Here is a 13,373-nt window from a genome sequence, read left to right on the forward strand (position 1 = left end):
CCAATGTTTTAAGATTGGAAATTTGGTCAGGCAAGCGATTTAAATCATTAAAACTCAAGCTAATTTTTTTGATAAACTGAAGGCGCCCTATGCTTTCTGGTATACGATTAATATTATTAAAATCTAAAATTAATTCTTCCAATGCACTCATATTGCCTATATTTTGGGGTAATGTGAGGAGCTGGTTGTGGGATAGGTTTAAGGTTTTTAACGTTTTAATATTTTGTAAAGTTTCAGGGATTCTAGTGATAAAATTTCCACTTAGATTCATAACCTCCAACTTTTGTAACCCACCGAGGGTCATTGGTAATTTTCTTAAATCCCCATACTGGAGTTTAAAAACCTTTAAAGATTTTAAGTTCCCAATGCTTTCTGGTAGTTCAGTAATGGGATTACCTGACAGTTCCAGCTTCTTCAAACTTCTTAAATCCCCAAAATTACCGGGTAATTTTTTCAGGCCATTCCTTAATAAATCTAAATTTTCCAGCTGATTCAAATCCGAAAAATTATCTGGTAGATGCGTTATGGAATTATTACTAAGGAGAAGGGCTTTAAGTTTATGCAATTTTATAATTGACGAGGGAAATCCTTCCAACTTTGTTCCTTCAAGTTTTAAATGGACCAGATTGTCAGGGAATTCTGTTTGATTTAATAAAAGTTTTACATTGTAAATGTCTAATGACTTTAAGTTTGTGAGATCTTTAAGGTTAAAGTTAACACTTAAGCTTTCACCTGTACCACTCATGCTTAAGTGTTCGAGTTGTTTTAGCTTCGAAAAATTTGCATCCAAAGATTCGGGACTTGATCCCGTAATTCGAATAGATTTTAATTGTCTTTGATTGGCCAAAAATGCCATTATTTGCTTATTACTTTTAAAATTGACATGGTCAAGCTCAACTTTAATTAAATGCTTAAACTTCAATTCATCAAAAGTGCCTTCATTTTTATAAATATGAGAAAGATAAAGACTTTTTAGGAAGGGCAACTTTTGCAGTTTCTTTAATGCATCGGCATAGTCAAGGGATTGAGAACCATGATAATTCCACATCGATAAATAGATGGACTCCAGATTTGGAAGTTTGCTTATCCATTCCGGAAAACTAATAACCCTGCCCCGCAACGAAATGCCTTTTAACTGCTTAAAACCCCTGACATCTTCAGGAAGGGCTTGAGGAAAATCTTCGAAGAACAAAAACTGCAGGTTCGGCAATTCATTAAAAATTGCAAGTCCATGTTGGTAATTGATTTTTAAGTTGCCCGATAACTTTAACCCGACAATATTCTTATATGAAGCAAGGATTTCTGGAAGTTTGATTTCTTTGGTTGTCGTATCACCATTTATTCTGTTACTCAATACCAGATATTTCAAAGAAGGGAAGTTAGGCAACAAGGAGACAACCCTATCAAGTTCAAATTGATTATCAAACTGCAATTGGATAGTTTCAATTTTGTTTAACTTCGCCAGCTCTTCCGTTGTAACACGTTCAAAGTCCTCGAATCGGATAATAACTCCTATATTGGAATCCGGAAGTTCGAAGTGATGAGGAAAAGGGAGGATTGCCAATGACCTCATTTTTTCTGCTATATCTATAATATCTTGTGCGAAAAGATGAACAGAAGAAATAATTACAATAAATAAACTAGAGAGGAGCGTTTTAAAAATCATAGTTCGGCAAATTATACAGTAAACTTACACTAAAGGAGATGCAATTGTTTACTTAAATTTAACCACCTCCACTTTAATCGTAAAATCATCAGTAGTTTCTTCATGAGGATGCCTGAAAATCTCTGAAAAAACAACACCGTCTCCCCCAATCTGCTTTGCTTTTTCAATGACCAATTGCCTGGTTCTGGTTTGACTTTCTTCAGAACGGCCAGTGGGCGCAGTCATGTGCCCGATTACTTCAAATGGACGATCGATATCTTTATTCGAATAGAAAGACTGGACCTCCTCTGTTGGTGCATACTTCGATCCAAAATAAGTGGGGGCATACAGGGAACAAGCAGATAGACATAGTATGGTGCCTAAAGCAATGATTAAATTTAAGGCTCTCATAAGTGGTTCAATTGTGTGTATCCTAAGATAACAACAAAGCATAAATTAACAATGTTAACATTAAAATATTTTAGCTTCAATTAACACCTTTAACCTATGGAATGCTGATCATTAAAAGAGCAAAAAATATACTTAATGCAAACCTATCAGGACAATAACTTTTCTACCTCAGACATATAGGATTGGCCTATCGGCAATTCCTTTCCCATTAACCATACACTACGTTTGTCTATCTTACTAATTCTCGAAATAGAAACAATATAAGAGCGATGTATTCTAAGAAAAAAGCCTTTTGGAAGCATGTCCTCTGCTTCTGTCATCGTCATCCTGCTAATCACTTTTTGGGTGTCGAAATTAAAATGCAGATAGTTCCCTATACATTCAATATAAGCCAATGCAGAAAGCTCAACTTTTATTTGTTCATAGCCGCTTTTTAAAAATATAGAAGGCAGCAGATCAGTTGAGCTTGTCATACTGCTCAAACGCATGCGATAGAAGGCAGCAGCCTTATTACAGGCCTTCAAAAAGCGGGTAAAAGAAAATGGTTTTAATAAATAATCCACGGCATCTAATTCAAAACTTTGCACAGCATGCTCATTGTAGGCAGTGGTAAAAATAATCATCGGTGGATCAAGAAGAGATTTTAGGAAATCTATGCCCGATAATCCAGGCATTTTGATATCCAGAAATATCAAATCAGTTTTATTTTGCCGTAAGAATTCGAGCGCCTGTAAGGACCTGGTAAAACTTTGTGTGATAGTAATAAAGGGAACATCAACAGCCAAACTTTTAATGACTTCAATGGCCATGGGCTCATCATCAATTATTATTGCATTCAGCATAGTCAATGGCTTAGTTTGATTGAATGTTATCTGAATCTATAAAAATTTCTGACACATATTCATTTCCAATTACCCCGTGATTGAAAACATAATGACCGTGATAAAATATTTCCAATCGCTCTTTAACATTAAATATACCTATTCCCGATTGATGTTTTTCAGGATCGGCATGCACGACCCCATTATAACTGTTAGCCACCCTAAAATGGATTGACTTGCCATCATGACAATTGAGTCGTATATGAATCCATGATTCCGAGTCAATATTAATACCATGTTTGAAAGCATTTTCCACTAAGGGCATTAACAACATCGGTGCTACTTTCAAGTTATTAACATCTGTATCAAAATCAGCCGTAATCTTTATGTTTTCCTCTGGGGATATTCTAAGCTCCTGTATGGAAATGTAGTTTTTGATATAAGCAAGCTCGCTTTTTAATGGAATAAAGTCTAGATGATTATCATCTAACATAAAACGCATCATATCTCCCAATTTCTGTATGCCCTCTGCTGTCCGCTTTGATCCATCCAGAAGTGCTATACCATAAAGGTTATTTAAAGCATTAAAAAGAAAATGAGGGTTGATCTGTGAACGCAGCAGTTGAAGGTCGGCGGTCGATTTTGCCAAAGCCTTATATGTTCCCCTGTATTCATTAATTGCATCCTTTTGCTGAATGTAAATAAACCAGGAAATCGGTGAAAAAACGAATATTTGAAACGCCCAATTAGACATCCAGGTATTCACGAATGTTCCGCTACCAGGAATAAACCATAGTGCAAGAGGAAAAGAAAAACACAGGGTAGCACCAAGCCACTTCAATAAGTGCCAAATAACGTGTTGAGAAGATTCCTCCAGTTGATAAAACACAACATAAGTATTTATGAAGTAGATGGGGATACTCGAGGTGGCAAAAATAAAATAATCATTGTAAAAACTCTGTTCGCCGATGATCCGAAAGATATATAGGCAAACTGGAACTAAAAGGTAAATACCTAAAATTGTTGAAACCTGGTTACAGATTAATATACGGTAATTTCTTTGATTGGTGGAATGTTCAAGTTTAAAGATAACATACTCTCTTAGGATTGCGTAACACAGGTAAATGAGAATGATGGTGGCTGCCCTGCCAAAGCCTTGTAACAGATTTTCCATGGGCGTATCATTATAACCCAGGAAAGACAGCATGCCAAACCCAGCATAATTAAACCAGGAAGGATTTGCAAATAAAGTAGCAGCATTAATGGCTAAACTTAAGATGAGCGAAAGAATAACCACTTGTATAAACACCAATAGGAAAGCAACAGTAGCTTTTTCCTTAGTTCGCTTAAAATACGGAATGGAGATCAGGTTTAGCCAGATGTAAATACCAAATAAACATAATAACACACCTAATTGGGGAAATAGAACATTAAAGAGATAACTGAATTCCGCACCGTGTTCTTTATAGGTCTCTGTTAGCTCGATTAGCCTGACATTAGAAAGTAGAACTGCTTCCCTCAGGTAACTAAAAGCAGTTAGGCCTGTAAACAAGGAGGCTACTACTATTTCGTGTTGTCTTAATTTTACTTGCATCACATAAATGTTTAGGCAATTCTACCAATTCTAACAACACCATTTCAATAAAAGTGACAGAACTCAAAATTCGGGGATAGATAATTATATTTGATAATTAAGCTTAAAAGGAAGATCCGTTTTTAGCTTTAAAAACAATCTTATCCACTCCCTAACCGACTATAGCTAACGATTTTCAGTTAGGTTTGTGCTGAATCGTAGTTAATCCAGCCACCACATTTATGGTTTTGCGGCTGTCTGATACCCCATGCTCCACTAATAACCTTATTAAGTGACCAGAATCTACTTTCATGGTCACTTTAGGAAGAATAAATGGACCAATGCTATATAATTTATGAACTGGATTTTCGTCATATTCAGCAACTGACAACAATAATTGATGGGAAATCTCATGTGATTCTGGCAAATTTGCACTTCCTGGTCCATTTGATACTTTGAAAATTCCCATTGACAGTTGTTGTCCCTTAAAAAATTCATAACTCTCGATCGAGCCCAATAATTTAGCTTTTTCTTTATTATTAATCACTGAACTTTTAACAGTTTGACAATAACTACTGCCAGAAAGGAACAACATAAAAATAGCTATATAATTTCTCATCAAATTTGTTTTGTTTATTTATGCGGAGTGCAGTATTTTTTTCATCATAATATCTGTCTGCTTATCATCACCCAAGGTGAAGACATGAGTATCAAATGCTTCGAAACCATTTTTTTTATAAAAATTAATGGCCCGTATATTTTTCTCCCACACCCCTAGCCAAACAAAGTTAAATTTTAGCTGCGTTGCAACAGCTATTGCCTTTTCGAAAAGTAATTGACCTACCTTCTGACCATAATAATCCTTTAATACATATATCCGCTCAATTTCAAGTGCTTTGTTGTCCTTAACATCTGTTTGTGCCGCACCAACATTCAATTTGAGATAGGCAATTACCTGACCGTCCAACTTTGCAAAGTAGAAAGAGGAAGCTTGATTACGAAGCTCAGTGGTGAGTTTTTCAATAGAGAAGCTATCTTCAATGTATTTAGCCATGTTTTCATGGCTATTTAACGAGGAAAAAGCTTCTAAAAAAGTTGATCTGCTAATATCCTGCAATTGATCAATGTCGCTAAGTTTTACCTGCGTTATCTGTATACTATTATTCATAAGAGTTATAATGAAAATAATAAGCAATATTAAAGATTAACGTTTTAATGCGATACCGCTTTCAATCCGATGATAGAGCCAATCAATGTAGCCAAAAATAAGATCCGCAGAAAAGTAGCGGGTTCTTTAAAAACCAAAATGCCAACGAGTACGGTTCCAACAGCTCCAATTCCAGTCCATACTGCATAGGCTGTTCCAATGGGTAAAACTTGGGTAGCTTTTATCAAAAGTCCCATGCTAATACACAGTGCAACTAAAAACCCTGTATACCAGAAATACATTTCGTTTCCGGTTGTTTCTTTCGCTTTTCCTAAACAGAAAGCAAAGGCCACTTCAAATAAGCCTGCTATAATTAATATAATCCAATTCATATCATTTTATGTTGGGCACGAAGATCCTGAACAAAATTGGATATCGCTTTTACAAATGTTAAAAATTTCTGTCAATATACATTAAAACCCGAAACCAATCTGCTAAAGCGCTGGTTACGACCATTTCATAAAAAAACCGGCTTTTTAATTTTACTTCTTTCGTTTGATATTATTTTATTTATGGCTAAATTGTATAGGCACTATTGCCAAGGGTATTTCACACGTTTATAATATCCACGTAAACATCATTTATATGGTAGATGCTTATATGTTTGCCAAACGTAAAGTTAGGTGGGTCATTTTTGGGGCGCTACTTTCACTCACAATCTTATCTTCGACTAATCAAGTCTACGGACAATACACACCCGACACTACGACACAGTTTACAGAAAAGCAGTTGATAACCAAAAACAAATTCTGGCGATCCTCTGGCGAATTGTTTTTAGCTCAGCTCATTCCATGGTCCTATAATAATTTTATACGCGATGCAGACTTTACCCACATTTCGTTCAAGAGCATTGGAAATAATTTAAAACCCAAGAGTTGGGAATGGGACGACAATAGTTTTAAAACTAACCAGTTTGCGCACCCTTATCAGGGAAGCATGTATTTTAGTGCGTTTAGGTCAAATGGGTATAGCTTCTGGCAGTCAGCGCCGGCATCAGTTGCTGGAAGTTTTATGTGGGAAACTATGGGTGAGACCCATAGACCGGCAATAAACGATTTTATAAATACAAGCATGGGTGGAATCGTACTGGGAGAAATGTCATATTTAATATCGACCCGGATCATAGACGAAAGCCTAACCGGCTTCAAACGCCAGGCCAATGAAATGTTGGCCTTTCTCATAAATCCTATGAATGGCCTCAATAGGATCATAGATGGAAAATGGGGTAAATTTTCTGGCGCCAGGACTTCAAAACTTGATACGGTTACTGGCTATGTTGATGTAGGCTTAAGGAGAATTAGCGAGAAAGACGAAAATATAATTACCAGAGGATATTCAAGCTGGTATGCGCGTGTCCGGTTAAATTATGGAGACCCATATATTGAATCAAAAACGCCCTTTGGTAATTTTGCTATTGAGGTAGAAGCTGGTGACGACGATAGCTCCAAACTGAATAAAATTACTGTTAACGGCCTTATTACCTCATGGCAGCTTCTGGCAAATGCAAAGAGTGATCATTTGCTGTCTTTAACAGCCAATTACAATTATTATGAGAATGCGGCATTTGAATATGGAGGCCAGAGCGTTAATATGAATATATATTCGCGCTATCGATTAAGCAAAAAGCTGGAAATTCAAACAAAAGTGGGATTGGGATCAATCATCCTTGGGGCGGTACCTGATCAATATTTATATTATGGAGAAGGCAGAAACTATGATTACGGAACAGGGGTTAGTTTTTCCGCATACACCGGAATTTCATGGGATAAGTTCTTTTTTGCTAATTTAAATTATTTGGGGGGCTGGATCAGGACATTAAACGGGAACGATTCCAATTACCTTTTACACGCAATTTCCATTGATACACGTTCAAGAATCTATAAAAACTTTTCCTTAGGAATAGACGGTGGTTATTTTTCGTTAAATGGTAATTATGAAAATTTTCCAGATGTGCGAAAGGGATACCCTTTTATCAGAATTGGGGCTGGATATATGATTAGATAACAGTTTTTATTCAAATGCGAAGATGCTTGTTGTATGGCCCAAAGGCTAAGTTCCGAACAGCGAAATATTATGCTATTATCTCCAACAACAGGAGATAATAGCACCAAAGTAGAACTATTGTTTTGGTAAAGTAAACCAAAATGTACTTCCTTCGCCAAGTTTACTATCCACACCAATATCTCCGCCATGCCTTTTAATGATCTCTGCACTAATATACAACCCCAACCCCAGTCCGGAGTACTGTGTACCACTGTAGTCTGCGCGATAGTATCGATCAAAAATATGTGGAATCTTCTCCTGTGGAATACCCGGCCCAAAATCTTTTACCGAAATTTTAGCTTTCTCCCCCAGGTCCTCAATGAGTAAAATAATATCCCTGCTATCGGGTGCATATTTAACAGCATTATTCACAAAATTAACCACAACCTGATCTATTCTTGTCCGGTCGGCCTGAATCTGTAATTCCACATCGCCTTCAAGAACCAATTCATGCTTTCCATCCATTCGCACATGGCTGCAGCATTGCTCCAGCATCTCAGCTATCGTAAAAGTTTCCATGTTTAGGTGCAATTGCCCCTCATTTGTTCTGGTTGTATTCAGCAGATCGTCAATCAGGTTCGTAATTTTCTTCACACTGCTGTTCGCCTGTTCAATAAGTCGTGGAACGATTCCATTGGATAAATTTTCCTTATACCTGTCAAGCAACTGCAAAGCTCCTTTTAATGTTGTAATTGGAGTTTTTAGTTCATGACTTGCAATGCTTAAGAAATCATCTTTCCGCTGTTCCTCAAGTTTACGCTCAGTAATGTCCTGCACCGTTCCAGAGAACATCGCCTTGCCATTAGCATCCTCATTATATAACTTCCCTGTTGCCCTCACCCACCTGATGTCTCCATAAGTGAAGCCTTTAATGGGATATTCAACATCGTAGGTGGCTCCAACAGCAATCGCCTGCTCTATGGCCTCCAACACGGCTGGCCGGTACTCATCAAGTATTTGGTCTGTAGCCGAAGTGAAAGACATTTCATCATGATCATGATATCCAAAAATATGTTTTAGCCTTTGCGACGCCTTGAAATCGCGAGAGGTTACGTCAATATGCCAGGTACCTAACTGAGAAGACTCAACCGCAAATCGAAGTTCAGCTTCTGCCTGTTCAATCTGCTTACGATAGCGAACCTTGTCTGTTACATTGAGTACTGTAGAGATAATTCCGATTCTGTTTCCAGCCAGATCGTTAAGGGCCTGGCAATAATAATCAATAATATAGGTTCGGTCACCACTATCAGCTCTGTTCTTATAGGTCACAACCAGTTCCTGGTTAACAATAGACACCCCTGTGTCAAGAACCTTTTTCCAAAGTTCAGGATAAGGTTGGTCCATCAGTTCAGGGAATACCGTCAACATCGTCTTTCCCATGACGTCTTCCCTCGTCCTACCCCACAAACTGAGTAAGGCCTCATTGGTGGTTGATATTACCTGTTCAGGACCCATTAAAACAACTATCGGTACTGGTATTTCACTCAGAATCTTGTCTAAACGGTTTTCACTAGCCTGCAAGTCCTGATAGGTATCCATCAAGCGGTCTTGCGATTCATTAAGTTCATGATTGATTCCCCTCAATTCCTCATTAAGTTGCTTAACATACTTTGTTGCCACCACCTGTTCTGAAATATTATTAGCAGTAACCATGATCCCATTCGTTTGCCCCTCATCATCCTGTAAAGGCTGATACGCAAAATTAAAATAGACCTCCTCTAAATTTCCTTTATGCCTTAATATTGCCTTAACCTCTGAGCCAAAGTATGGCTGGCTGGTGGTGTAAACATGATCCAGAATACTAAAAAATTCCTGACCCTCCAGCTCAGGTATTGCAACAGAAAGGGGCTTACCTATAATATCGCTTTCTTTACCCCATGCTTCAAGCATCCTTTTATTGGCAGATTCGATAACCATCGATCTCCCTACTAAAACTGCAATGGCTACGGGTGAATCTGATAACAGGTACCGAAGGCGACTTTCAGATTTTGAAAGTTCAGCTGTTCGCTCCCTTACCCTTAATTCTAATTCCTGATTAAGTAGGCGAAGAGTTTCCTGGGTAACACAAAGTTCATCATTAATTGCTAGAAGCTCTTCATTAGAAGCTGCCAAGGCTTCATTTAAGGTTTGTTCGCGTTTTAATATTTCCTCTTTCTCACGGGCTGCACTTAATTCTTCCTGATTGATAACCTTTTCGGTTACATCTCTTGCCGTATGATATATGGCATACACAATCCCAAACTCATCCTTTACGGCGTGATATACAAAATCATAATAAAATAATTTTAATTCTCCGTCTACCAGGAGTTTTGCAGGAATGGCATTGCCAATGTTATCCTCACCGGTTTGCCAAACGCCTCGTAACAAGCCTTCAAAGGGCTGTTCAGCTAATTCCGGAAGTGCTTCCGGTAAAGTTTTGCCTACTACTTCCGGTCCCCTTCCCCATGCTGCCTGCATTGCCGGGTTGGCAACTTCTATGCGTAGCTCCTCGCCCGTATAAATGGCAACCGGGTCGTTCGACCGGCATAAAATTTCAATAATTTGGTCTAGGCTTAATCTTTTTTCTCTTACCATATAAGGGGAGTGGTGTATTATATTTCTATATGCTTACAGTTGGTATTAGGCGTTTTTTGTATACACCAGGTAGTCATACAACGCAAGTTTTGAACATTAGTGGTTTTTATTGGTTCATGCAGCGTCCCATTAAGTTTTTTAGTTAATCTAAGTAACATTTCCTGATTAACCAAAAACCGTTCCGACCCATCAGGAAGAATGTACCTCCCATTACCCACAAACCTAAGTGATGATTCAATACCAATGTCGGAAGCCAGTCTGCAAAATAAGAATCCATCATTCTTGAGTACGCGCCACATGGAATAAAGCATGGAATGAAAATGTTCAAGGTTTTTGGCAAAATGCAAGACTGCACTGCTGATTACAAGATCAAATTTTTCGTCATCAAAAGGCAACTCTTCCACTGGTGCCTGGATAAAATTATCCCTTGCCGCCTCCTTGCCCAATCTGTCCGCTAATTGTTGAACGTACTTTATGGAATCCGGGTTTAGGTCTACCCCATATACATCGAAATCATTTTTCATAAAATAAAAAATGTTCCTTCCGGTTCCACAACCGGCATCTAATATAGAATTACAGCCTGAATAAGTCCCTTTTAATAGTTGATCAAACAAGTAAATATCAATATCACCATAAAGTTCCCTAAAATTAGTCTCCATAGTAATGTAATGATATGAGCATCTGTTCATTCGATAATTTCTGACGCGCCATGTTCCTCAAATTATTTCGTCCTGCAAAGATATCATTTCTAACTCCCACATTTCAATGAATAACCCGTATTTTAATGTCCATTTTTATCTTGAATTCGGTCATGCGAACTATTAAGCTGATTTAATGTTAAAGATAAAATCGTATTTTTATGGAAGAAGACATATTGGAAACAGGCTGGAAAAGCACAAAACTGGTGGTGAATGGCTTGTCGTTACATGTAGTTGAAGCAGGCCCTTCAAACGGACCTTTGCTTATTCTCTTGCACGGCTTCCCCGAGTTTTGGTGGGCCTGGCGGCACCAGATTGCTCCCCTGGCTAAAAGTGGTTATCATGTTCTGGCGCCAGACCTTCGAGGCTACAACCTTAGCGATGCACCGCAGGAAGTATCGTCATATGTACTTGATAAATTGGTGGCTGACGTAATATCACTGGCCGATCATTACAGGGCAGAACGCTTTTATCTGGCTGGACACGACTGGGGCGGTATTGTGGCCTGGGGTGTTGCAGCAAGCCATTCCAATCGCCTGGAGCGCTTAGTGATTATGGATGCGCCGCATCCAGACCTCTTTACAGAAGATATCCTTAAGCACCCAACTCAGGCGCTACGGAGTACTTATGTGGCATTGTTCCAGCTACCTTGGTTACCAGAGCAAGTACTTGGTACACTGAACTTTGCTGCCCTTCGGTCCATGGTTGAAGCCAGCGGCCGGGATAATGCGTTTAAGCCCGGAGAATTGCAACGGTACGCAAAAGCATGGGCTCAACCAGGCTCATTAACAGCAATGCTTAACTATTATCGCGGCTTACGCCTACGAAAAAAGCCAGACCGGCCGGCACATATTTTATGTCCAACACTTCTGCTCTGGGGGGAAAAGGACAGCTTCCTGGAACATCACGTAGCGAGAACCTCGCTTAAACATTGCAGCAACGGCCGGCTGTATATTGTAAAAGGTGCAACACATTGGCTCCATTTGAGGAACCTGCAGTAGTGAACTCAAAAATTATCGATTTTTTTGGAAGTAAAGATTAACTAACAATTCCATAATCCGGATGGGATAAAGTCAATCCTATTATCGGTGGCCTATTGTCATAAAATGATACCCTTTGTTCGACAAAAACATCGATTTATAGTTTCTTCAAACGACATAACCGATTATCACCAACAAACCCCAGCGTCATTTCAACACTAAATAGCGCTAAGTAATTAAACACCAATTGATCCTCAGTCTGAGTTAAGTCCAAGTTCAGTCCAAGTTGAGAGCAAGTATTTCCTACAAATACACGGACTTATCATTTAGTTTTATTACATTTATCTTTGAGTTAATACTAGGCGCAGGTATACTGCACTTACAAAAAACTATTCACACTTAAAGAAAATAAAATGGCAATAGTAAAAGGAAAATTTATTATAGGCGTTGCTGGTGCAGTAATATATAAGACCTACAGGGGCCAGCAGGTCATCACAGGAAAAGCCCGTGGAACTGTCAAAATTAGTGAAGCAACTAAAAAATCAGCAAATATATTTGGTAAATCAAGTACGTTTGCTTGTCAAATCAGGGAGGGGTTAAAAGCGATCGTCACTAAAAATCATGATGGTACCATGCACTTTCGTTTAACCCAGGACGTGGCACGCATTGTTAACAAAGGGCTGGAACCAGAAAATAGTGCTTTCTATTTCGGCCCTTCCGATTTCGAAGCACTGACTGGCTTTCAATTTAACATTAAATCGCCATTTAAACAAAGTTTGTTGGTAGCTCCCTACATCACGGTAACAGATAACCAGCTTACTTTACACCAGCCTCAAATCAATGTTCCGAAAGACTTGAAATTTCCGCTAAATGCAACAAGCTGTAACATCAACTTTGTGGTGATGGAATTTAACTTGCTGGAAGGTACCAAAAAGAGAACATTGATCGGCACTAAAAAGATAGATAATAACAAGGGAATATACGCTGCTGAAGAATGGACTGCGCCATTGCAGGAAGGATGGTTTACTGTAATCGCGATTTCGTTAAATTATGTGCAGAACACCTTTGCAGGAGATGTGGTATTGAACAGCAAAGATTTTTGCCCCGCAATGATTGTCCAGGCGGGCTTTATTACTAATATTGACCAGGCAGGGCCCTTTAAATTAGAAGCTAAAACATACAGATGGGCACTAACTAAGTAAGGTTACGGTCTTTAAACCATACCTCATCGGGCGTAGCCGAAAAACTACTCATTTTTTCGATGAGTACCTTAGGGGTGGCTTCGTTAAAAACGAGGTCCTTATTGTTTTGTTTTTAAAAACGATGTTGTACCATCACTTCCATCTGCAGGAACAGGTGATCGTAATAACCGCCTACGTTGAGTACGCCAATGGGTTTACCATGTAAACCTAATTGTAACC

The 13,373-nt window shown here is 38.5% G+C and carries 12 protein-coding genes; 3 read left to right on the top strand and 9 right to left on the bottom strand.

The window, feature by feature from the left end; all coding sequences use genetic code 11:
• From ACR2F3_RS01340 to ACR2F3_RS01370, 7 genes are all read right to left on the bottom strand, one after another.
• The coding region (locus ACR2F3_RS01340) for a leucine-rich repeat domain-containing protein (protein ID WP_432708183.1) at positions 1–1,666 on the bottom strand (1,666 nt) is incomplete at its 3' end.
• Positions 1,667–1,714: 48 nt separating this feature from the next.
• Positions 1,715–2,056: a hypothetical protein gene (locus ACR2F3_RS01345; RefSeq protein ID WP_432708184.1), complete on the bottom strand. Its 342-nt coding sequence runs from the start codon at positions 2,054–2,056 to the stop codon at positions 1,715–1,717.
• A gap of 146 nt (positions 2,057–2,202) precedes the next feature.
• Positions 2,203–2,898: a LytR/AlgR family response regulator transcription factor gene (locus ACR2F3_RS01350; RefSeq protein ID WP_432708185.1), complete on the bottom strand. Its 696-nt coding sequence runs from the start codon at positions 2,896–2,898 to the stop codon at positions 2,203–2,205.
• Positions 2,899–2,908: 10 nt separating this feature from the next.
• On the bottom strand, positions 2,909–4,471 hold the full coding sequence (locus ACR2F3_RS01355) for a sensor histidine kinase (RefSeq protein WP_432708186.1): 1,563 nt from the start codon (positions 4,469–4,471) through the stop codon (positions 2,909–2,911).
• A gap of 175 nt (positions 4,472–4,646) precedes the next feature.
• Positions 4,647–5,069: a hypothetical protein gene (locus tag ACR2F3_RS01360; protein ID WP_432708187.1), complete on the bottom strand. Its 423-nt coding sequence runs from the start codon at positions 5,067–5,069 to the stop codon at positions 4,647–4,649.
• 18 nt (positions 5,070–5,087) lie between these two features.
• Entirely contained in the window at positions 5,088–5,618 is a 531-nt protein-coding gene (locus ACR2F3_RS01365; RefSeq protein WP_432708188.1) for a GNAT family N-acetyltransferase, read from the bottom strand.
• A gap of 44 nt (positions 5,619–5,662) precedes the next feature.
• Positions 5,663–5,989 (bottom strand): DMT family transporter, encoded by a 327-nt coding sequence (locus ACR2F3_RS01370; protein WP_432708189.1) that lies wholly within the window; start codon positions 5,987–5,989, stop codon positions 5,663–5,665.
• A 253-nt stretch (positions 5,990–6,242) separates the two neighbouring features.
• On the opposite strand from ACR2F3_RS01370, the gene ACR2F3_RS01375 reads away from it, so the two are divergent.
• Positions 6,243–7,661 (top strand): DUF3943 domain-containing protein, encoded by a 1,419-nt coding sequence (locus ACR2F3_RS01375; RefSeq protein WP_432708190.1) that lies wholly within the window; start codon positions 6,243–6,245, stop codon positions 7,659–7,661.
• A gap of 114 nt (positions 7,662–7,775) precedes the next feature.
• Here ACR2F3_RS01375 and ACR2F3_RS01380 read toward each other — a convergent pair whose 3' ends face one another.
• Together ACR2F3_RS01380 and ACR2F3_RS01385 are read right to left on the bottom strand one after the other, a co-directional pair.
• Positions 7,776–10,274, bottom strand: coding sequence for a PAS domain-containing protein (locus tag ACR2F3_RS01380; protein ID WP_432708191.1), 2,499 nt, complete (start codon positions 10,272–10,274; stop codon positions 7,776–7,778).
• A gap of 17 nt (positions 10,275–10,291) precedes the next feature.
• The gene (locus tag ACR2F3_RS01385; protein ID WP_432708192.1) at positions 10,292–10,933 is read right to left on the bottom strand and encodes a class I SAM-dependent methyltransferase; all 642 of its coding nucleotides are present in this window, start codon (positions 10,931–10,933) and stop codon (positions 10,292–10,294) included.
• A 200-nt stretch (positions 10,934–11,133) separates the two neighbouring features.
• On the opposite strand from ACR2F3_RS01385, the gene ACR2F3_RS01390 reads away from it, so the two are divergent.
• Positions 11,134–11,973 carry an alpha/beta fold hydrolase gene (locus ACR2F3_RS01390; protein WP_432708193.1) on the top strand — a complete coding sequence of 280 codons (840 nt, stop codon included), beginning with the start codon at positions 11,134–11,136 and terminating at the stop codon, positions 11,971–11,973.
• A 392-nt stretch (positions 11,974–12,365) separates the two neighbouring features.
• The gene (locus ACR2F3_RS01395; RefSeq protein WP_432708194.1) at positions 12,366–13,154 is read left to right on the top strand and encodes a hypothetical protein; all 789 of its coding nucleotides are present in this window, start codon (positions 12,366–12,368) and stop codon (positions 13,152–13,154) included.
• The last annotated feature ends 219 nt before the right edge of the window (positions 13,155–13,373 follow it).

It is taken from the genome of Pedobacter sp. (genome assembly GCF_045627485.1).
Taxonomy (GTDB): Bacteria; Bacteroidota; Bacteroidia; order Sphingobacteriales; family Sphingobacteriaceae; genus Pedobacter.